The sequence below is a fragment of the Marinomonas sp. FW-1 genome (assembly GCF_005222245.1).
GTDB classification, from domain to species: domain Bacteria; phylum Pseudomonadota; class Gammaproteobacteria; order Pseudomonadales; family Marinomonadaceae; genus Marinomonas; species Marinomonas alcarazii.
In genome coordinates, this window is record NZ_CP025987.1 from 2077498 (window position 1) to 2097745 (window position 20248).

The window sequence follows — 20248 nt, forward strand, 5'->3', positions numbered from 1 at the left end:
CAAACGGAGCACATATCAGTAATCCGTTTGTTCAAACACTTTCAGATACTACATATTTGGGTAATTTGGACCACCAGAACCTTCTGGTGTTACCCAAGTAATATTTTGTGCAGGGTCTTTGATATCACACGTTTTACAATGAACACAGTTTTGCGAATTAATTTGAAAAATAGATTCGTTATTGGCCTCTACTACCTCATACACCCCTGCCGGACAATATCGTTGTGCAGGCTCATTGTATTTAGGTAGATTGCTCTGTATTGGTATTGCCGCATCTTTTAGCTTTAGGTGACAGGGCTGATTTTCTTCATGATTTGTATTCGACAAGAACACAGAAGATAATTTATCAAAGCTTAGTAAGCCATCCGGCTTTTTATATTCTGGTGCCACATGCTTTTCGGCTAACTCCATGCAAGCATAATCTGGCGTCATATCCTTAAACGTAAGGGGTAAATTACCCGAAAAGATATTTTGATCTAACCAGTTATAAGCTCCCCCCCAGAAAGTACCAAACTTATGCATAACGGGGACAAAGTTACGCGCTTGCTGCAACTCTTTTCCAAGCCACGAATCTTTTAACGCGTCATTAAATTGCAGCAACTCTTTTGGTGATGTTTCCAGCTGCAGCGCATCAAAAACACTTTCTGCTGCAATCATACCGCTTTTCATAGCCGTATGAGTTCCTTTAATTTTGGCAGGATTTAACGTACCCGCATCACAACCAATGAGCAAACCGCCAGGGAAGCTCATTTTAGGCAAAGAAGCCCAACCACCTTTTGCGATCGCTCTAGCACCATAAGAAACACGTTTAGCGCCTTTCAAATGCTCGGCAACAACAGGGTGATGCTTATATTTTTGGAACTCATCATAAGGACTGAGATAAGGATTTTTATAGTTCAGATCGACGATCAGCCCAACAACCACTTGGTTGTTTTCTAGATGATACAAAAATCCACCACCGCCAGCTTCGCTCCCTAATGGCCATCCAGCTGTATGGATAACCGTACCAGGCTTACTTTGCCCTTCTGGTACATCCCATAGCTCTTTGATACCAAGTCCATAATGCTGAGGGGCTTTATTTTTATCTAACTCAAAGCGCGCAATAAGCTCTTTGCCAAGATGTCCGCGACAACCTTCTGAAAAAATAGTGTACTTGGCTTTAAGTATCATACCAGGCATGAATCCGTCTTTTTCAGAGCCATCCTCAGCACGGCCCATATCTCCGGTAATCACACCTTCTACATTCCCTTCATCATCATAGGCAACTTGAGCCGCTGAAAACCCTGGAAAAACTTCAACACCGAGCGATTCGGCTTGTTCTGACAACCAGCGGCAAAGATTACCAAGGCTAATAATGTAATTGCCATCATTATGCAGCGTTTTTGGCATCATCCAATTAGCGAATTTTTTTGAGGAAGTGTCAGAGCCAAGCCAATGTAGCTCGTCCACGTTCACTTTGGTGTTAAGCGGCGCTCCCATTTCTTGCCATTCAGGAAAGAGCTCGGTGAGAGCGATTGGGTCAACAACGGCACCAGATAGAATGTGCGCTCCTATTTCAGAACCTTTTTCAACCAAACAGACACTAATTTCTTTTTCTTCAGCTTGTGCTTTTTGCATAATTCGACAAGCGGCAGACAAGCCAGCAGGCCCACCACCAACGATCAAAACATCAAATTCCATTACTTCTCTATCTGACATGTTTTGTCTCCCTATAAGGATGCGTTTTTATTTTTAGGGCATTCTTTATAATTTTATAATATTGTTATCGATTGAAAGCGCTTTTGTTTAGTTTGTCAACAGTTTGAGAGCCAAACATTATTGAGTGGCTGTAACCAAACGCTCGTGGCAAAACGTGATCACAGTAAAAGGCGACAGAATGCTCCCAAGAAGCTTTTTGCTCATCATCTAAATTGCCGTCATTCTGCGCGGCCTCTAATGCCCTTACTTGTAACCAAGCACCAATCAAATAGCCCATGAGCATCATATAAGAATACGCCAAGCCAGTGCCTAATACTGGGTTCTTTTTCATTTCAGCCAAACAGTTTTGTGTAGCGGCTTTGGCTAACTCCAAAACATGTTGAACTTTTTCGGCGTAACCACTAACAGATGTTTTCTTCCACTCCGCAAGCTCTGCTTCTATATCCTCCAATAAAGACAGCATGGCAGCCCCTTTATCAGAGTGCAATTTACGGCCAATCAAATCGATTGCTTGTATGCCGTTTGTCCCCTCATAAATGGGTAAAATTCGAGCATCACGAGCGTGCTGAGCAACCCCAGTTTCTTCAATGAATCCCATGCCTCCATGCACTTGAATCGCTAGGGAAGTAATCTCTTGGGCCTGCTCAGTAATCCAGCCTTTAACAATAGGTGTATATAGAGCAGTTCTGGCAATAGCACGTTGTTGATCTTCTCCTGATGCAAAATGAGACATATCATTCTCTACTGCCGCCACATAAATAAGCGAGCGCATTGCATCAATCTGCGACTTCATTGTCATCAACATACGAAGTACGTCTGGGTGTTCAATAATAGCTGCCCGCTCGGTACGCTCCGCGTTCATTCCTTGCTTACGCTCTAGAGCATAGGCTAATGCTTGCTGATATGCTCGCTCAGAGATGGCTAAGCCCTGCAAGCCGACTCCCTGTCTTGCATTATTCATCATAGTAAACATGGCTTTTATGCCTTCGTTTTCTTTACCTACTAGGTAACCTACAGCCCCTTCTTTATCACCAAAGCTCATCACACAGGTAGGCGAAGCATGAATCCCCATTTTATGTTCTACTGAAACCACCTGAACATCATTACGTTGACCTGGTTCACCTTGGTCATCCAGTAAAAATTTCGGCACGATGAATAACGAAATGCCTTTTACACCTTCTGGGGCATTTGGCAGACGGGCCAGCACCAAATGAATGATGTTGTCAGTCATCTGGTGATCGCCCCAAGTGATAAAGATTTTTTGACCTTTGATGCGGAATGCCTCTCCATCTGGGGTCGCTTTACAGGTAATCGCAGCTAGGTCAGAGCCAGCGTTAGGTTCAGTAAGATTCATTGTGCCAGCCCATTCGCCAGCCAACATTTTTGGAAGGTAAAGATTTTTAAGTTCGTCACTCGCGTGCAAGCTAATCGCTTCAATTGCGCCAAGGCTTAGTAAGGGGCACAAAGAAAAGGCTAAGTTAGCGGCTTGAACGCCTTCGTTCACGGCTGCTGCGACGTAAGAAGGTAGACCTTGGCCACCGTATTCAGGGTCACCCGACAAACCTATCCATCCACCGTCTGAATAGGCCTGAAAAGCCTCTTTGAAGCCTTTTGCTTCAATAACTTCACCCTTCTCAACACGAGACCCTTCTTTGTCTCCACTCGCATTGATAGGCGCAATCACCTGTTCTGATAATTTGCCAGCTTCACCGAGAATCGCTTCTAATAGATCATTATCAACAGCGTCATCTAAATAAGGTGTAAGACGGTCAATTTTAGCGACAGAACGTAAACTGAATAAGATGTCATTGATTGGGTATAGGTATTCGCTCATTTTTTATTCTCCGGTTAGTTATCCGAGCGGATTTATACCTATAGAATGGAAAAATAAAGCCAATTTCTCAATAACAATTCAGCCCTATATTTCTAACAAAAACATTCATGCTGTTTATTCAAAGGGTTCAACAGCCTAATCTATAGGCGTTTCATCGCTTTACCGAATTTCAGGTATTCCTCACTTTTTCGATATTCACCTGGCGTCATACCAGTCCATTTTTTAAAGGATCTAAAAAATGCACTTGGCTCATCGAACCCCATTAATGCTGCAATATCATTGATACTAAGCTGTGGCGCATTCATATAAGTAATCGCCGCCTCTTTGCGACAATCGTCTTTAATATTTTGATAGGAAGTCTTTTCATCATTGAGACGACGACGTAATGTGGAGACACTCATATTAAGAGCGCTTGCCACTTCATCTGCACTTGGCATTTCACGAGAAAAATCTTTCCCTAACATCGCCATCACTTGTGATTTAAGACTGTTATCATTTTCAACCATGACTAACAATTGATAAGGCGCCGTTTTTAAAAAGCCTCTCAAACTGTCTTCCGTTTGCACGATAGGCATATCAAGGTAACTAGCGGGGAAAACCAATGCATTGGCGTGTTGATTAAACTTAACTTCAGACTGGAACAATGTTTTGTAGTATTCGACATCATCGGGTCGTTCGCTAGTAAAGTAAGCCGCTTTTAAATTTAGTCGACGCCCTATCAACCAACAAATAAAATGGTGCCACATAGACAGTGTGGTTCTTAATTGCTCATTCGATTCAGGAACAACAAGTTCATCGACACTCCCGTCAGATGAATCCAAGGCTGCAAACGTTACCATCGCAAAACGGCCCTTTTTAATTAGCACGGGCTTGACGGTTGGACCACGGCAAATTTCATAAAAATCACTGCAGCGATATAAAGCATGAGCAAGACTTCGTGCATGTATAATGCATAAGCACATCATTCTAAAGGTACCATTAGGAACCTTTCCTCCGCTGAGCATGCCAAAAGATTCGTCCTGCATCAGCCACATGATTTTCTGATAAAGCATGCCATATCGATATGCTGGGAAAGTGTCACCTTGCTCTAGCTCATCGTGTGTTAGTTCTAAGCTGTCTAATACCGCTTGGCGATCAAGCCCTTGACCTTCAACCGCCTTTAAAAGATAACGAACACTAGACATAGGAACAGAAGCTTTCACAGACATCACCTTATTTCACAAATGAACTTACTAATTTTTTATTTTACGGTGTTTTTTTAACATAAAAAAAGGCTGCATCTGCAGCCTTTTTTATTTTACCTTCACTTACTAATTTTTTGCTTCAACTTTAATGAGCTTATTTTTGCTCAGTAAAAGCGGATAACAATTCGTCTAATGACAGATCTTCACTATCTGTATCGACATTAGTCGTCTGCTCCAATGCTTCTGCTTGCTCTGTTTTTTCTTCAACAGGCTTAACAAAAACAAAGCGACGTGGACGTACAGGTGCTGCCCCAGCTTCTTTTTCCGGAAGTAGACCTAAACGATCAAGTTTTTTGTGCGCTTGTTCTTTGCGTTCCTTGGCTTTCTTTGTTACAAAACGGCGAGTTGACGAAGCTTTACGAGCTTTGTTTTGCTCTTTCATCATCTCTTTTGAACCAGTTTTTCCAAGTTTTCCACGCATACTGCGCGATTTTTTAACACGAGCCATAATATCCTCTCTTTATCGCACGCATTGTAGCAGTGAAATCACGCTAGGTCATCCAGCAGTGTTAGCAATCCTTAAAAGATCTGTGACCTAAATTTCTCTGCTCACCAATTGCACCAAATAAATCTCTCACTTTTGCAGAATCACCGGCCTTCAAAGCACCTTCAAGTTCTTTAAGTATAGTGATTGTGTCATCAACGACTTTTTGATACTCCGCAGTTTGGGCCTTTAACTCTGCGCCTTGCAAATTATCATGACTAAATTTGTGAGGTGCTTCACTGCGAGATTTCTCGAAATATGAAATAAGCGCTTCGACGTGACCTACTGCAGACTCACTGTCTCCGGCTTTCACATCAGATGACATGGCACGCATTTCATCTTTGATATTTTCCATATATCCATGCAATGTGGTATCACATACACCATGAGCAAATACTGTAGAAGAAAAAGCCATTGACATAATGGCGGCAGTAAGAAGAGTTTTTTTCATCGTTATACCCTTTAAGTTCCTAGTTTCTTAGGCAAATGGCTTCATTTTGTTAGCCAAACAATACCTTTAAAATAACACGCTTACTGAAAATAGCATCCAAAATATAGCAAAAAACAATTGTCTTTTTTGATTACACACACATTCAATGGTACAAAAGCGGTTTGATGTGTATCGTCTAGTGTTGGACAACGAATACGATAGGAGTTCATTATTTTTACTGTTAAACCTCTATTGCTGGTGGTAACCGGCCTAGTAATGAGCAGTCTTACTCTAGCTGAATGCAGTGATTTTGATGCGAAACTGGCAGCGGATAAACTGGCTCAGGATTATATTGATGGAAAAAGCTTTAGACCTGCATTGGTATTAAAAAAGCACTTGCCCAGTAAACGCAAAGAGGTCGCCAGCTATATCAAAACGGACGACCTCTACTATACGGTGTATTCTTTGGTTAACTCTAATTGCACTGCGAAAATAATCAAAAGAACCAATGGCAAACACTAAGTCACCACTGGTTCTATTTAATTTTTAAGCTGCGCTGATTCGTTCATTTCTTATCTTTTTCTGTATCTTTCGTTTTATTAGATTTTTTGGCGTTTGTAGATTCTTCCTCAGAGTCTTCTTCCTCTTCATCGTCATCTTCTTCACCTAGTTTTGAGATTTCTTCTAGTCGCTCAATCACTCTGGCAGACAAACTGCCTTCTGGGTATTCACCTTCCTCATTCACGACACCTGGCTCAATTCCTGTCAATAAATGCAGAGCTTCATCCGCTGTTGAGACCGCATAGATATGGAACATCCCAGCTTTAACAGCCTCAACAATCTCATCGCTTAACATTAAGTTAATCGCGTTTGATTTTGGAATGATGACCCCTTGCGTGCCAGTCAGCTCTCGCGCCTTACATACATTGAAGAAGCCTTCTATTTTTTCATTCACCCCGCCGATCGCTTGAATTTCACCGTACTGATTCAACGAGCCAGTTATAGCAAGATCTTGACGCAAAGGCACTTGAATCAATGCCGACAACAAACAACATAGCTCTGCGGTAGAAGCGCTGTCACCATCTATGTAACCGTAACTCTGCTCCATAGCAATGGAGGCTGAAATATCGAGTGGAAAGCGCTGAGCATATTTATTGCCCAAGTAGCCAGATAGGATCAACACACCCTTAGAGTGAATATTTTGACCTAGGTTGGACTCTCTCTCTATATCAATAATCCCCTTGCCACCTGGGTAAACGGTTGTAGAAATTCGCGCTGGCGCACCAAAGCTGCTATCACCGATCTGCATCACAGTTAAACCGTTTATTTTACCAACCGCATAACCATCACTTTCCAGCAATACGGTGCCTTCGATAATCTCTTCAATGATTTTTTCACTAACGCGGCCCGTTCTGTGTTTTTTGGCTTTTAAAGCTCGGGCAATATGATCGGCCGTAATTTCTGTGTCTTTGGCCATCTGACGAACAAAATCCGCCTCACCCAATAATTCGAATACATCACCGATCTTTGCGGCCATCTCGCGCTGATGCTCTGCTAAACGGCTGCTGTATTCGATTAAAGCAGCAACACCGTCACGGGTTACATTGGCGTATTCTTCTTTGTCGACTCGGTCTTTCATTAGACGCGCGAAAGACAGCTCAGATTCTTTAGTGCGTTTTAGTGTATCGTCAAAATCGACTAGAACGCGGAACATTTCCTGAAAATCTGGATCCGCATCCTGCAACAAATAATAAATATCACGGGCACCTATCAAGACCACCTTAACCTGCAAGGGCAAATCTTGGGGAGACAAGGTCATGGTATTCATCAGCCCCATGTCAGCGTATGGGTGCTCGATCTTAATGGTTTTACTTTTGAGAGCACGTTTAAGTGCTTCCCATAAATAATGGTCTGTCAGCAGTTTTTCAGCGTCTAAGATTAAATAACCGCCATTTGCAGCGTGCAAACTGCCAGAGCGAATTAAACGGTAGTTAGTGACTAACATACCTTGGTCACTACTGTGCTCAACTTGACCAAATAAGTTGCGATAAGTCGGATGCGGTTCATACACAACAGGCTGACCACCATTAGGCTTATGAGTCATCGCGATATTGGGTAAATACAGCTCCTCATAAAACTGACGACGACCTATTTCATCGCGGTTTTCAGAGGCTTTATCATCTGCCATTTGATCAATGATAGTTTTATCTAAGTCTTCACGCAGAGCATGAAGATGAGCAGTGATATCGGCATCATCTTGATATTTCTCAAATAAGCCTGACATCAATGGATCCAATGCTTCTTTGACAGTATCTAAATTCAATTGACGGATTTTTTCGTAGGTCGCTCGCTTCCATTGTGGCAAGCCTAATAGTTCTTCATTTAACAAACCTTCAAGCGTAGACACACCTTCCTGAAAGGCATCACGCTCATCGTCAGTCAAAGCAGCAAATTCATTTTCTTCTAGCGCTTTGCCATCTTTCATTGGTGCAAAACTGACAGAAGACGCATCGCGAAACATAGCAACACCAATCTTTCCAGAAATGCGCTCAACTTTATTAATAGCGGCTTCATACTGATCATTGAATGCTCTATCAATAATGCTTTTTTGCTGTTGATAGGTTGGGTTTTCAAAAGCGGCAGGAAAGGTAACCATTAATCCATCAATTAACGAACGGATCTCTTTTTCAAACTCAGACGCCTGACCTGGAGGGAACTCAAGGGCTTTAGGGCGATGGCTTTCCGTAAAATTGTTAATGTAAGCCCACTCATTAGGGGCAGGACGGCGCTTCGCTTCACTTTTCAAATAATTTAGTACATAAGAGGAGCGGCCTGTTCCCGAATCCCCCATAGCAAAAATATTATAACCTGGACGTTGCATTGCCACACCGAACTGAATGGCCTCAACAGCACGTTCCTGACCTAAAATACCACTTAGCGGCTCAATATCATTTAATGTTTTAAAAGCGAGATGATCATTTGGCACTTTCGCTGCAAGTGCTTGGTGAGGTAGAGAGGTAACCATACTGGACATCAATGGGTTTCCTTTTATGTAACAAGCTTCTTTAAATGAGGCTTGCGAAAGAAGAGTCCTCTTCTTTCGAATATGTTATGTAAATACAGTAAGTTGAGACTAACACTCTGATTCCACTTCGCCTATATGATGGAATAAAATTTCCTTCTCACCTGCATCGTCATTAAAGTGTTAAGAAGCGGCCAGCTGAAGCTGAGACTGAGGATTAGCTTTTGAAAATACACGATGAAAGTTCTGCGCCGTGGCTTCTAATAAAGCTTCGTAGCGAATTCCTTTTAAATCGGCGACGTACTGTGCCACTTCAGAAACATACTGAGGTTCATTTTTCTTACCTCGATAAGGAACGGGTGCCAAATACGGCGAATCTGTTTCAACAATCAATGATTCTAATGGCAGCTTACGCACCGTTTCTTTCAAGTCTTGCGCGGTTTTAAAAGTCACTATGCCCGATATAGAAATAAGATAGTTCTCATCCAGCGCGGCTTTCGCCATATCATAATCTTCAGTAAAACAATGCAATACCCCTGCGCTATCACGATTGCCATATTGCTTAATCAAAGACAAGGTATCTTGTTTCGCATTTCTTGTGTGAACGATGACTGGAAGGCCTAAATCGCCTGCTGCTTTTAGGTGATGCATAAAGCTTACTTTCTGAGCTTCATGGGCTTCTGCTGACGCTTCATAGAAATAATCTAGACCCGTTTCACCAATAGCAATGACTTTAGGGTCTGCAGCATACTGACGTAAAAGCACTTCATCGGTCACAAGGCCATCGCTTTGTAATGGGTGAACGCCACAGCTTGCGTATATTCCGTCTCGCTGAGTAAAGCCAAGCACGGTATTCATTTTATTTAGATCAACTGAAATAGTTAACAGCTGCCTGACACCCTTTTGATATGCCGCATCAATGACTGAATGTATGTCGTTGTTATGTGGTGCCAAATCAAGCATATCAAGATGGCAATGAGTATCAATTAACATAGTTTGTTTACCACTGATTTAATTCGTGTGTGAGTTGCATAATGGGGTTTAAATTTGTCTTTTGAAGGTCTGACTTTAATTTTTGTAACGCTTGATAACGCAACATGAGCGTTTGAATCCCCAAGCGAGCAATAAGAGTGTCATAGATTCCCTGTAAAGCAGGGTCAATCGGTGCGCCAGTTGAATGATAAATACATTGATGAAGAATCGCAGCCAACCCATTGCAATAATCTTCTATATTAGAATTATCTGCTCCCTTCAACATTGCACTAACGGACACAGTCCCTCTCAATAGATCAGTCAGCTGGTTAGGCAATGAGGCGTATAATTGGGCTTTGCCTTGCTTTTGGATCGCAGACAATCGAAATGGCTGAGTCGTTAACCAAAATAACGAACTTAACGCCTCGCCATCATCTTGTTTCAACAGCCATTGCTTTACCTCATGCGTATTTGGCGTCGGCACATTCACTAAAAGACAGCGACTACGAATAGTGGGCAAAAGACTGGTTGATTGAGAGCTAGTGAGTACAAAGTAGGTTCGATCTGCTGGCTCTTCAAGTGCTTTGAGCACAGCATTTGCCGCATTAATATTCATTGCTTGCGCATGGGTAATTAATACAACTTTATTTTGACCGACTTGAGGTTTTTGACTAATTTGACGAACTAACAAGCGAACTTGATCAACTTTGATTGTTCCAGCCTGTCCGTCTAAGATACGAAAATCTGGATGAGTTTCAGCGCGCATCAACTGGCAAGAGTGACAATTCCCGCAGGCAGCAGCTTGATCACTTTCGCACATTAAGTCCTTAACCATTTCATTGGCAAGCTCTTCTTGTCCAACACCATCCGCCCCCGTAACTAATAATGCGTGAGAAAGACTATTTGTCTGCTTTAAAACCTGAACTTGTCGTAAGCATGGAATCAACCAGTCAGCTATATTTGTCATCTAGGAATTACCAGTCCAAGCGTTATTGAGCTTCACAAGTTGCTCTTCGATTTGCTGCTTAACTGAGTCAAGCGACTGACTAGCATCAACCACTCTAACCCTTTCAGGATCGGCTTGTGCCCGCTCAAGAAAACCGTCACGGACCTTTTGGTGAAAGGCCAAAGACTCTTTGTCTAAACGATCCTGATGCTGACGCTGAACAACACGTTCTTGGCCTAACTCAACAGCCACATCCAACAGTAAAGTTGCATCAGGCTTGTTGTCACCTACCACCCACTGTGAAAGCTGATCAAGCATCACAATATCACCACCACGGGCTTTTCCTTGGTAAACGTAACTGGAGTCTAAAAAACGATCACTAATCACCCAAGTACCATGTGCCAATGCTGGCTGTATTTTTTCAGCTAAATGTTGCGCCCTTGCCGCAAACACAAGCAACAACTCTGTTATATCATTTACCCTTTCACTTCGGGGGCTGAGGATGAGTTGGCGTATCTCTTCCGCAAGAGGCGTTCCACCCGGCTCACGAGTCATTACATAAGGAATATTATGATCATCAAGCCATTGACGAATGAACTGGATCGCTGTGGTCTTACCACTGCCTTCTCCACCTTCAAGCGAAATGAATTTACCTCTCATACATAATCCTCTTTATTTCGTAACTTCTGGTGTCGATCGATAGTCTTCTCGACGCTTATACTGATATTCTCTGACCGCTCGATTATGTTCTCTTAATGTATCTGAAAACGCATGCGTTCCGTCCCCTTTAGCCACAAAGTACAAGGCTGTTGTGTGCTCTGGATTTAAAGCTGCCTCAACCGCCTCTCTGCCAACATTAGCAATGGGTGAAGGCGGCAAGCCATAAATCCGATAGGTGTTATAAGGCGACACATCTTGTAACCCTTTGCGCGTCAAATTCCCCGTAAACTTATCACCAAGACCATAAATAACCGTAGGGTCTGTTTGCAGTCTCATGCCTTTTTCAAGTCGACTTATAAACACTTGAGCAATAAGAGGACGTTCGTAAGGAACACCGGTTTCTTTCTCAATTATAGACGCCATAATAAGCGCCTCATAAGGCGTTTTATAAGGTAATTTCTCTGCTTTATTAGCCCACAACTCCGCCAATGTTTGCTTCATCAAGGTATGAGCGTGTTTTAAGATACTGACGTCTGTATCACCATTATGATAGCGGTATGTATTCGCAAAAAACTGCCCTTCTGGATGATCAACATCAAGCCCAAGAGTCGTCACAATCTCTTCATCTGTAGCATCAAGCAATGTCATAGTGATATTGCCTTTGGCTTGCATCGCGAGCAAAAACTCTCTGGTTGTTTTACCTTCAAGCAAAGTAATCGAATAAAAAATAGACTCGCCTGAATCAAACAACTTCATAACATCAAGTAGATTCATGCCTGGTTTGATGGCATATTCACCAACTTTAGGCACCCATTCAGGATGAAGTTTAGCCACTACTCGCGTTAAATAAGGGCTAGAGATGAAGCCCTTCTCACTTAAATTATTCCCCAAGCTGTAAGCAGAATCCCCTGCATTAACAACAAATATTTCCTCATCCTTTATCATCACAGGATCGGTAATGGAGTAATAAAGATAACCAGCTATGACAGCCAATAACGTGATGAATAAAAAAGCAACACGGTAAAACCATTTAATGAACGCCATGCATATCCTTAGCTTGCATTAGAATTTGTAATTTTCGGGTATGAACCCCTATAGGAAAAGACACACCAGTTACGCTAATAACCGGCATAATCCCCATCAAACTGTTCGTGATAAAAACTTCATCTGCTGCCATCAGATCACTGAGTGAAAAGCAGCCGACTTGAACAATGTACTCTGCCTGATTTTCAATAATGGCTTTTCGATAAGTACCTTGCACACCGGATGTCTCGAGTGATGGTGTATACAAAACACCATGCTTGCACCAAAAAAGATTACTCTGGATACACTCAACCAATTTTTCGTCAGTATTCAACATAATGGCCTCGAAGTCAGAGGCCATTAAAAAGCGCTTAGCCATCACGTTTTCAAGACGATTTAAATGCTTAATCCCCGCTAAAAAACGATTTGAACTAACAGGTACAGGTGATACACAAAGTGAAACCCCCTTTTCCTGCTGAGCTTTATAGTCTGGCGCTGGTAGGATACCGATAACGATCGAATGAATACAATTTTCTGGGGGCAAATACCCTCTTCCACCTACACCGCGAGTCACCATGATTTTGACCACGGACTCTTCTTTAATCAATGGCAAAACCTGTGAGTACAGAAAACGCTTCAATGTAAGTTGTTGTTCATTGGAAAAAGGCATAGCGAGCTTGGATAGCCCACGAAACAGTCGAGAAAGGTGATCTTCAATTTGTAGAAAGCAATGAGGGACAGCACGGATGGTTTCGAAGACACCATCACCGTAAGCCAAACCACGATCAGCAACAGAAACCGAATTGTCTAATCTGTAATTGACGAACCAAGTCATGGCTAAAAACTCAAAAATTAAGGTTAGCTATGATAGCGCAAAAAAGGATGGCGTCCCATAGGGGGTTCGAACCCCTGTTACCGCCGTGAAAGGGCGGTGTCCTAGGCCTCTAGACGAATGGGACAAATAAAATAGATATGGAGCGGGAAACGAGGCTCGAACTCGCGACCCCAACCTTGGCAAGGTTGTGCTCTACCACTGAGCTATTCCCGCAAAAACATAAAAAGAGTGGCGTCCCATAGGGGGTTCGAACCCCTGTTACCGCCGTGAAAGGGCGGTGTCCTAGGCCTCTAGACGAATGGGACACAAATAAACTCTTTAAAACTACACTACTACTTACTTTAAAAGTAAGTGGCGTCCCATAGGGGGTTCGAACCCCTGTTACCGCCGTGAAAGGGCGGTGTCCTAGGCCTCTAGACGAATGGGACACAATTTAGCTTTTATAGTGCTATAACTATTTTCTTCCCTAAAGAAGAATGGAGCGGGAAACGAGGCTCGAACTCGCGACCCCAACCTTGGCAAGGTTGTGCTCTACCACTGAGCTATTCCCGCATTTTTATTACCCTACTCTTCATTCGCATGAAGCAGTGAGCAATCTACATGATCCGCCTTAGCCAATCATAATAAAAGTGGCGTCCCATAGGGGGTTCGAACCCCTGTTACCGCCGTGAAAGGGCGGTGTCCTAGGCCTCTAGACGAATGGGACACAATTTAGCTTTTATAGTGCTATAACTATTTTCTTCCCTAAAGAAGAATGGAGCGGGAAACGAGGCTCGAACTCGCGACCCCAACCTTGGCAAGGTTGTGCTCTACCACTGAGCTATTCCCGCATTTTGATCACCCTACTCTCTATTCGCATAAAGCAGTGAGTAATCCATATGATTCGCCTTAGCCAATCATAATAAAACTGGCGTCCCATAGGGGGTTCGAACCCCTGTTACCGCCGTGAAAGGGCGGTGTCCTAGGCCTCTAGACGAATGGGACACAATTTAGCTTTTATAGTGCTATAACTATTTTCCTCCCTAAAGAAGAATGGAGCGGGAAACGAGGCTCGAACTCGCGACCCCAACCTTGGCAAGGTTGTGCTCTACCACTGAGCTATTCCCGCATTTTGATCACCCTACTCTCTATTCGCATAAAGCAGTGAGCAATCTATATGATCCGCCTTAGCCAATCATAATAAAAAGTGGCGTCCCATAGGGGGTTCGAACCCCTGTTACCGCCGTGAAAGGGCGGTGTCCTAGGCCTCTAGACGAATGGGACACAATTTAGCTTTTATAGTGCTATAACTATTTTCTTCCCTAAAGAAGAATGGAGCGGGAAACGAGGCTCGAACTCGCGACCCCAACCTTGGCAAGGTTGTGCTCTACCACTGAGCTATTCCCGCAAAAAACTCTCGCACAAACCCATTTTCGGGTAGACTATCCGCACATCCTTATGAAAAGATGGCGTCCCATAGGGGGTTCGAACCCCTGTTACCGCCGTGAAAGGGCGGTGTCCTAGGCCTCTAGACGAATGGGACAACGTTATAATCTTGCTGTGTGAGCGGGTGCGTATATTACTGTTACTAAACTTAAAATCAACAGTTTTTTTCATTAATTTAAGCCACTTAGGAAAAAAGTCGCTTTAGAAATCAATCTGATCGGAGTCATTATGCAACATAAACAACTTTTTCTAGCCTTGTCACTTTCCACTCTTCTATTAGCTGGCTGCTCCACAACCCACTATATAAGCGTCACTCCGCAAGCCGAGGTGCAAGCTGCCAACCTAACAAACGAGCGAGTAATCAATGTTTCAACCAGCACTCAACTTAACAGCGCCATCGGCTCTATTAAAACCGGCATTAATGAACGTGCAGATATATTTACAACCAATGACATTAAGTTGAGTGTAAAAGAAAGCGTCCTGAAAGGATTACGAGAACTTGGCTTTACACCTGATCAAGGACTCATGCCTGCAGCTGACCTACAAATTGACATTAGCAAAATGAGTTACACCACTAAAGTCGAAACTTTAAAAACTGTTGCAACTCTAGAGTTTGAACTAAAAGTGACTCTCGCTGCAAAAGGACAGACATATAAAGCTAACTATGGTTCTCAAAAAGTGCGTGAATACGGCACCATGCCATATCAACAAGCAATACAAGACGACATGAACGCTCTGGCTAGCCAAACAGTTAATCGACTATTAAGTGATCCAAACATCCTAACTCTACTTAAATAGCCCCCAAAACCACCAGCCACCCTCTCTTTATATATAGGTGGCTGGTTTTTTCTCACCAATCTCCCCTCACTTCCCTTCTTTTATAAGACTTTTTTCTTGGCATATCTTGATCACTTATAAGTAAGGTGTACAGTTGACGTATCTCCCACACAGATTTAGTAAGGATAATGTGGTGCAAATTCGCAAATCAAACAAACTCGCTAACATATGCTATGAAATTCGCGGCCCAATTCTAAAAGAAGCCGTTCGAATGGAAGAAGAAGGACAGAGAATTCTAAAGCTCAACATCGGCAACCCTGCTCCTTTCGGTTTTGAAGCTCCTGATGAAATTCTAGTCGACGTTATTCGCAACCTACCTACATCGCAAGGCTACTGCGACTCTAAAGGGCTTTTTTCCGCTCGAAAAGCCGTCATGCAAAAATACCAAGCAATGGGCATTAAATCTGCTGACGTTAATCACGTATGGATGGGCAATGGCGTTAGCGAGTTAATTGTTCTCGCGATGCAAGGCCTACTTAATGATGGCGATGAAATTCTTATCCCCGCTCCAGACTATCCACTCTGGACAGCGGCAGCAACGCTATCTGGTGGCTACGTAAAACATTACCTATGTGATGAAGGCTCAGGATGGCAGCCAGACATTAATGACATTCGCTCTAAAATCTCAAACAAAACAAAAGCGATCGTTATTATCAATCCAAACAACCCTACTGGGGCCGTCTACGAAAAAGATGTGCTCGAATCGATTGTTAACATTGCAGAAGAACACAACTTGCTCATATTTTCCGACGAGATTTATGACAAAATTCTATATGACGAAGCCAAGCACATCCCTACTGCAACCCTGACCGAAGGACGAGCGCCTTGCATCACCTTTGGCGGACTTTCCAAAGTATACCGCACGGCAGGCTTTCGATCTGGCTGGATGGCTATTACTGGAGACAGGAGTGGCATACAAGATTATATAGAAGGGCTAGACATACTAAGCTCAATGCGCCTGTGTGCCAATGTACCCGCTCAGCACGCTGTTCAGACAGCCCTTGGCGGTTACCAAAGCATCAATGAGTTGATCATTCCCGGAGGGCGCCTGTATGAACAACGTAAAGTAGCGTGGGAAGCACTCGATTCGATACCGGGCGTACACTGTCACAAACCTGAGGGGGCATTATATCTATTCCCTCGTTTAGACCCGAAAGTCTACGACATTAAAAATGACATAGACCTAGTTTTGCAATTTTTACGCGAAGAAAAAGTCCTGATCGTTCAAGGCACAGGATTCAACTGGCCAACCCCCGACCATGTTCGGTTCGTATTTCTTCCACATGTTGAAGAGCTAACCCCCGCCATGGAAAGGTTTGCTGCTTTTTTAGGACGATTAAGAAAGCGTTAATTACGCTCTTGAAATAATCCCATAAAGCCCTACTATGCTCCTTAACAGTTACTTAAGGAGCATAGTGATGCGCATTATCCTGTTTTTATTAACGAACTTAGCAGTCATGGTGGTTGCAGGTATCGTTCTTAGTCTTTTGGGTGTTAATGGTTATATGTCAAGCAATGGCTTGGATTTCACCTCCTTGCTTATTTTCTGTGGTGTATTTGGCTTTGCTGGCAGTCTTGTTTCACTTCTTCTCTCCAAATTCATGGCAAAACGTGGATCTGGAGCTGTCGTTATTACACAGCCAAAAAACCATAAAGAAGTATGGCTACTTGAAACAGTAAAAGACCTATCCCAACAAGCGGGAATAAAAATGCCAGAGGTCGCCATATTCCCTGCCCATGAAGCCAACGCATTCGCAACTGGCTGGAACAAGAACGACGCTTTAGTCGCTGTATCAAGCGGTATGCTGGATAGGTTTTCACCTGACGAAATCAAAGCGGTACTTGGGCACGAGATTGGCCACGTAGCAAATGGCGACATGATCACACTGTCTCTTATTCAGGGCGTAGTGAACACTTTCGTGATGTTTTTTGCTCGAATTGCCGCTTACGCTGTCGACCAATTCTTACGCCGAAATGACGACGAAGGCTCTGTAGGCTGGGGTTATTATATCGCCACTTTTGTTTTTGAAATTATCTTCGGTATCTTAGCTTCTATGATTGTCATGTGGTTCTCTCGCTATCGAGAATTCAGAGCAGACGAGGCAGGCGCTCGCTTAGCAGGCAAAGGCGCGATGATTGCCGCACTTGCACGATTACAGCAAGAACACGAAGAAAGCCGCATGCCAGATTCAATGCTTGCTTTCGGGATCAGACGCGGCAGAACGCCTACAATGGGAGAGTTATTTTCTAGCCACCCTCCTATTGAAGACCGAATTAAAGCACTTCAAGCACTTTAATCTCACACAAAAAAACGCCAGCATTTTGCTGGCGTTTTTTTTATGAAAACAGGGTGCTTACCTTGTTTTATTGTGCTGTGTTTCAAAAATAAACGCCATGAGCGGAATACCTACATCCTTTGCAAGATCAACAAATCGCACCCCATAAACGTAAAAATATTCAACACCCATTCTTGCTAGAAAATCATTATCCACCAAACTGGCTTGGACCTGTTCTAACATTTGAATTTCTTGCGACCGAATCTCACAGTCTAGCTTTAAAAGATGATTATACGGGCCAACTTTGACATTACAGTTTAACTTCATTGTCTGATTAACTGAGCCGAAGTCTTCTTTTGAAATTAGCTTAGCGCCACCAAAACTCAAATCGATAATTACCGACGAAGAAGGGGATGAGATAGACAACGGGGAACCATTTGGCTCAACATTGGCAATCAAACGGGTTTCGACACGAACCGCCTGACGCACTTCTGATGTTTCAACATATTCTGGGTAGGCAATATGAAGGTGCGCCGCCGGCTCTAGATAGCTTTTTGCCACCTTGCTTGAAAACGCACAAACATGAGTGCTCAGCATTAGGCGAATATTCACCACCTGCCCATCTCTCACTAAAATATTTTTACCGTTTATTTTCGGTGCAGAAAGTATCAAAGACCTTCCTGGTATATTCCCAAGAACTTTCACCATATAACGACCCGGAGGAGAAATAAATTCCACCTGAACATTTGTACCTATAGGTACATCAAGAGTCCCCAAATCAACCTGCATAACTCCAGCCATTCTGTTACCTAAGCCTTATTATTTATTTTCTCGAGAAACCAACAGCACACACTAGACTGGATACGTCATTATTAATCGCACCCACTGCACAAGTATTAAATTCATCTCTTTCCACATAATGCTTTCTCAACCAATCAAAAACATTATTTTCTTTATTTTCTCGATATTTAAACCGCAATCTAACATCATCTCGAGCGACATCATAAATTGCTTGCACACTTCGAGCCAGTATTTCTTCTTGGTCACCACTTGCAACAACATCGATAGACGAAAGCCAGCCGGAACTAATAGCATCACTTTTACTAACAGATTGAGAACTTATCGCTAAATGGCGGCACAAAGCCTGATACACCATCCAAGTCCCCTTTTCGCGCCCTTGTTTACTGTATCCCGCAATATGTGGTGTAGCAATATCAACAATAGAGACCAAATCCTGATTAATCTCTGGCTCCGCATCCCAAACATCAATAACCAAATGAATATCACCATTCAACTGACTATGTCGTTCAAGCAGAGCCTCTTCATCAATTACGCCACCCCGCCCCGCTGAAATGACTGCGGTGCCAGCTGACAGTTGAGCAAGCTCTTTGCTACCAATCATCCCTTTACTTGGAAAAGATCCCGTAGTAGTTAAAGGTGCATGCAGGGAAATTACATCACAAGAAAGGATTTCATCTAATGCAACAAAGTTTGCTGCACCAGCCTCATTATCTTTAAAGGGATCATAGACACACACTTGGCAACCCAAATTAGTAAAACGGTCATAAACCGTTTTTCCAACATTACCATAACCCACCACACCGATTTTCTTATTTAGCCAACTCAGCTTCTTTGTCATATACAAATGACTCAAGCCGCTAAAAACATAATCCGCAACCGCCTCTGCATTGCAACCTGGCGCACTGCTAAATTCAATTCCAGCTTCAGTCAAATAATCCAAATCAATATGATCAACACCTATGGTGGCACTTCCGACAAAACGAACAGAACTACCCTCAAGCAACTCTCGTGTCACCTTAGTAACGGAACGAACCAACAGCACATCGGCGTTTTTTATTTGACTGTTCGTTATTGTTCGGCCGTTTACTAATTCCACATCACCCAAATGCGAAAAAAGAGCTTTCGCATTAGGCATATTCTCATCTGCAATAATCTTCATACTGTTGCTTTAAAAACTCACTAAAAATTAAATCAGGTTGGCGTTGTGCCAATAAATAGGCAGAAAAAATCTCAGCCCTTTTCGGTAAGCCAGAAACAACAAAGCTTCCAACCTGCTTCATTACTGTTTGCTCAAAATGCTTGGCGTCATAATCAGGCATAGACAAATTATCGACACTCACACGAAAAGGTAATCCAGCCGCCCAATGTAAAATACACTCAACCGCCTGGGGTTTAATTTCAACCCGCTCAAATTCTTGTTGTGTTTGTAAGTCTCGCGTATCGGATTCATACCAGTAGCCATAATCTTCTAATAAGCGCCTTTCAGCACCTGCGATACACCAATGACTCACCTCATGCAGAGCACTTGAAGGATAATCTAAACGAAAATATATAGTCGCTGGGGCCTCAGCTGATGCAGGCAAATACAAGGGTTCATCTGCTCCACCAACAAGACGGGTGTTAAAACTCGAAAAAAAACAAGCACGGAAGGCTTCAACAAGCTGCGTTACACTTGCCAACGTATAGACTCCAAAAGCTAAGAATTATCACACAGGAAACAAAAATGCGCCACGCAAAGAAGTCGACTTCACGTGACGCATT

18 protein-coding genes and 12 tRNA genes are annotated in these 20248 nt (G+C 43.0%); 4 read left to right on the top strand and 26 right to left on the bottom strand.

The genetic code is table 11. From position 1 onward, the window contains the following. Positions 1–48 precede the first annotated feature (48 nt). The 5 genes from C1X04_RS09735 to C1X04_RS09755 form a co-directional block, all read right to left on the bottom strand. Positions 49–1698: an electron transfer flavoprotein-ubiquinone oxidoreductase gene (locus C1X04_RS09735; RefSeq protein WP_137169798.1), complete on the bottom strand. Its 1650-nt coding sequence runs from the start codon at positions 1696–1698 to the stop codon at positions 49–51. Between the two features lie 64 nt (positions 1699–1762). Beyond that, positions 1763–3532 carry an acyl-CoA dehydrogenase gene (locus C1X04_RS09740; RefSeq protein WP_137169799.1) on the bottom strand — a complete coding sequence of 590 codons (1770 nt, stop codon included), beginning with the start codon at positions 3530–3532 and terminating at the stop codon, positions 1763–1765. Between the two features lie 140 nt (positions 3533–3672). Continuing rightward, the gene (locus C1X04_RS09745) at positions 3673–4740 is read right to left on the bottom strand and encodes an AraC family transcriptional regulator (protein WP_175404922.1); all 1068 of its coding nucleotides are present in this window, start codon (positions 4738–4740) and stop codon (positions 3673–3675) included. A 130-nt stretch (positions 4741–4870) separates the two neighbouring features. Beyond that, positions 4871–5224, bottom strand: coding sequence for a hypothetical protein (locus tag C1X04_RS09750; protein ID WP_110572670.1), 354 nt, complete (start codon positions 5222–5224; stop codon positions 4871–4873). A gap of 61 nt (positions 5225–5285) precedes the next feature. Then, the gene (locus C1X04_RS09755; RefSeq protein ID WP_110572672.1) at positions 5286–5711 is read right to left on the bottom strand and encodes a cytochrome b562; all 426 of its coding nucleotides are present in this window, start codon (positions 5709–5711) and stop codon (positions 5286–5288) included. A gap of 255 nt (positions 5712–5966) precedes the next feature. Between C1X04_RS09755 and C1X04_RS09760 the strand changes: the two genes are divergently transcribed. After that, positions 5967–6212, top strand: a complete 246-nt coding sequence (locus tag C1X04_RS09760; protein ID WP_110572855.1) for a hypothetical protein — start codon at positions 5967–5969, stop codon at positions 6210–6212. A 43-nt stretch (positions 6213–6255) separates the two neighbouring features. On the opposite strand, the gene C1X04_RS09765 is transcribed toward C1X04_RS09760, so the two are convergent. The 18 genes from C1X04_RS09765 to C1X04_RS09850 all read right to left on the bottom strand — a co-directional run bounded on the left by C1X04_RS09765 (position 6256) and on the right by C1X04_RS09850 (position 14670). Further along, a complete protein-coding gene (locus tag C1X04_RS09765) occupies positions 6256–8724 on the bottom strand; it encodes a Lon protease family protein (protein WP_110572674.1) in 2469 nt (822 codons plus the stop codon). Positions 8725–8895: 171 nt separating this feature from the next. After that, positions 8896–9705, bottom strand: coding sequence for a TatD family hydrolase (locus tag C1X04_RS09770; protein WP_137169800.1), 810 nt, complete (start codon positions 9703–9705; stop codon positions 8896–8898). A gap of 7 nt (positions 9706–9712) precedes the next feature. Then, positions 9713–10651 (bottom strand): DNA polymerase III subunit delta', encoded by a 939-nt coding sequence (gene holB / locus C1X04_RS09775; RefSeq protein WP_137169801.1) that lies wholly within the window; start codon positions 10649–10651, stop codon positions 9713–9715. Beyond that, positions 10652–11290: a dTMP kinase gene (gene tmk / locus C1X04_RS09780; RefSeq protein WP_110572681.1), complete on the bottom strand. Its 639-nt coding sequence runs from the start codon at positions 11288–11290 to the stop codon at positions 10652–10654. Between the two features lie 12 nt (positions 11291–11302). After that, positions 11303–12334, bottom strand: a complete 1032-nt coding sequence (mltG, locus tag C1X04_RS09785) for an endolytic transglycosylase MltG (RefSeq protein ID WP_137169802.1) — start codon at positions 12332–12334, stop codon at positions 11303–11305. Then, positions 12321–13148 (bottom strand): aminodeoxychorismate lyase, encoded by an 828-nt coding sequence (pabC, locus tag C1X04_RS09790; RefSeq protein WP_137169803.1) that lies wholly within the window; start codon positions 13146–13148, stop codon positions 12321–12323. Before pabC ends, mltG begins: the two co-directional genes overlap by 14 nt. Positions 13149–13196: 48 nt before the next feature. Then, positions 13197–13272, bottom strand: a tRNA-Glu gene (locus C1X04_RS09795). 14 nt (positions 13273–13286) lie between these two features. Beyond that, positions 13287–13361 (bottom strand) — tRNA-Gly (locus tag C1X04_RS09800). Positions 13362–13377: 16 nt separating this feature from the next. Next, a tRNA-Glu gene (locus tag C1X04_RS09805) sits at positions 13378–13453 on the bottom strand. A 47-nt stretch (positions 13454–13500) separates the two neighbouring features. Then, positions 13501–13576, bottom strand: a tRNA-Glu gene (locus C1X04_RS09810). A gap of 49 nt (positions 13577–13625) precedes the next feature. Beyond that, positions 13626–13700 (bottom strand) — tRNA-Gly (locus C1X04_RS09815). Positions 13701–13778: 78 nt separating this feature from the next. After that, positions 13779–13854, bottom strand: a tRNA-Glu gene (locus tag C1X04_RS09820). Positions 13855–13903: 49 nt separating this feature from the next. After that, positions 13904–13978, bottom strand: a tRNA-Gly gene (locus C1X04_RS09825). A 78-nt stretch (positions 13979–14056) separates the two neighbouring features. After that, positions 14057–14132 (bottom strand) — tRNA-Glu (locus tag C1X04_RS09830). 49 nt (positions 14133–14181) lie between these two features. Then, positions 14182–14256 (bottom strand) — tRNA-Gly (locus C1X04_RS09835). Between the two features lie 79 nt (positions 14257–14335). Continuing rightward, a tRNA-Glu gene (locus tag C1X04_RS09840) sits at positions 14336–14411 on the bottom strand. Between the two features lie 49 nt (positions 14412–14460). Further along, positions 14461–14535, bottom strand: a tRNA-Gly gene (locus C1X04_RS09845). 59 nt (positions 14536–14594) lie between these two features. Then, positions 14595–14670 (bottom strand) — tRNA-Glu (locus C1X04_RS09850). Between the two features lie 131 nt (positions 14671–14801). On the opposite strand from C1X04_RS09850, the gene C1X04_RS09855 reads away from it, so the two are divergent. The 3 genes from C1X04_RS09855 to htpX all read left to right on the top strand — a co-directional run bounded on the left by C1X04_RS09855 (position 14802) and on the right by htpX (position 17707). Further along, on the top strand, positions 14802–15371 hold the full coding sequence (locus C1X04_RS09855; RefSeq protein ID WP_110572687.1) for a YajG family lipoprotein: 570 nt from the start codon (positions 14802–14804) through the stop codon (positions 15369–15371). 172 nt (positions 15372–15543) lie between these two features. Then, positions 15544–16761, top strand: coding sequence for a pyridoxal phosphate-dependent aminotransferase (locus C1X04_RS09860; protein WP_110572690.1), 1218 nt, complete (start codon positions 15544–15546; stop codon positions 16759–16761). 64 nt (positions 16762–16825) lie between these two features. Continuing rightward, complete coding sequence (gene htpX / locus C1X04_RS09865; RefSeq protein ID WP_137169804.1) at positions 16826–17707, top strand: protease HtpX; 882 nt, start codon at positions 16826–16828, stop codon at positions 17705–17707. Positions 17708–17764: 57 nt separating this feature from the next. On the opposite strand, the gene C1X04_RS09870 is transcribed toward htpX, so the two are convergent. Genes C1X04_RS09870 through C1X04_RS09880 form a run of 3 tightly spaced genes read right to left on the bottom strand, consistent with a single transcriptional unit; the run spans position 17765 to position 20166 of the window. Then, entirely contained in the window at positions 17765–18487 is a 723-nt protein-coding gene (locus C1X04_RS09870) for a flagellar brake protein (protein WP_110572694.1), read from the bottom strand. A 22-nt stretch (positions 18488–18509) separates the two neighbouring features. Next, entirely contained in the window at positions 18510–19646 is a 1137-nt protein-coding gene (locus C1X04_RS09875) for a 4-phosphoerythronate dehydrogenase (RefSeq protein ID WP_137169805.1), read from the bottom strand. Next, the gene (locus C1X04_RS09880; RefSeq protein WP_137169806.1) at positions 19627–20166 is read right to left on the bottom strand and encodes an elongation factor P hydroxylase; all 540 of its coding nucleotides are present in this window, start codon (positions 20164–20166) and stop codon (positions 19627–19629) included. Before C1X04_RS09880 ends, C1X04_RS09875 begins: the two co-directional genes overlap by 20 nt. Between the last annotated feature and the right edge of the window lie 82 nt (positions 20167–20248).

Coding starts and splice junctions, on each gene's coding strand:
- pabC (WP_137169803.1), bottom strand. CDS start 13,148: ATGACTTGGTTCGTCAATTACAGATTAGACAATTCGGTTTCTGTTGCT.
- C1X04_RS09750 (WP_110572670.1), bottom strand. CDS start 5,224: ATGGCTCGTGTTAAAAAATCGCGCAGTATGCGTGGAAAACTTGGAAAA.
- C1X04_RS09875 (WP_137169805.1), bottom strand. CDS start 19,646: ATGAAGATTATTGCAGATGAGAATATGCCTAATGCGAAAGCTCTTTTT.
- C1X04_RS09745 (WP_175404922.1), bottom strand. CDS start 4,740: ATGTCTGTGAAAGCTTCTGTTCCTATGTCTAGTGTTCGTTATCTTTTA.
- C1X04_RS09760 (WP_110572855.1), top strand. CDS start 5,967: ATGAGCAGTCTTACTCTAGCTGAATGCAGTGATTTTGATGCGAAACTG.
- holB (WP_137169801.1), bottom strand. CDS start 10,651: ATGACAAATATAGCTGACTGGTTGATTCCATGCTTACGACAAGTTCAG.
- mltG (WP_137169802.1), bottom strand. CDS start 12,334: ATGGCGTTCATTAAATGGTTTTACCGTGTTGCTTTTTTATTCATCACG.
- C1X04_RS09740 (WP_137169799.1), bottom strand. CDS start 3,532: ATGAGCGAATACCTATACCCAATCAATGACATCTTATTCAGTTTACGT.
- C1X04_RS09765 (WP_110572674.1), bottom strand. CDS start 8,724: ATGTCCAGTATGGTTACCTCTCTACCTCACCAAGCACTTGCAGCGAAA.
- C1X04_RS09735 (WP_137169798.1), bottom strand. CDS start 1,698: ATGTCAGATAGAGAAGTAATGGAATTTGATGTTTTGATCGTTGGTGGT.
- C1X04_RS09770 (WP_137169800.1), bottom strand. CDS start 9,705: ATGTTAATTGATACTCATTGCCATCTTGATATGCTTGATTTGGCACCA.
- C1X04_RS09755 (WP_110572672.1), bottom strand. CDS start 5,711: ATGAAAAAAACTCTTCTTACTGCCGCCATTATGTCAATGGCTTTTTCT.
- tmk (WP_110572681.1), bottom strand. CDS start 11,290: ATGAGAGGTAAATTCATTTCGCTTGAAGGTGGAGAAGGCAGTGGTAAG.
- C1X04_RS09855 (WP_110572687.1), top strand. CDS start 14,802: ATGCAACATAAACAACTTTTTCTAGCCTTGTCACTTTCCACTCTTCTA.
- C1X04_RS09870 (WP_110572694.1), bottom strand. CDS start 18,487: ATGGCTGGAGTTATGCAGGTTGATTTGGGGACTCTTGATGTACCTATA.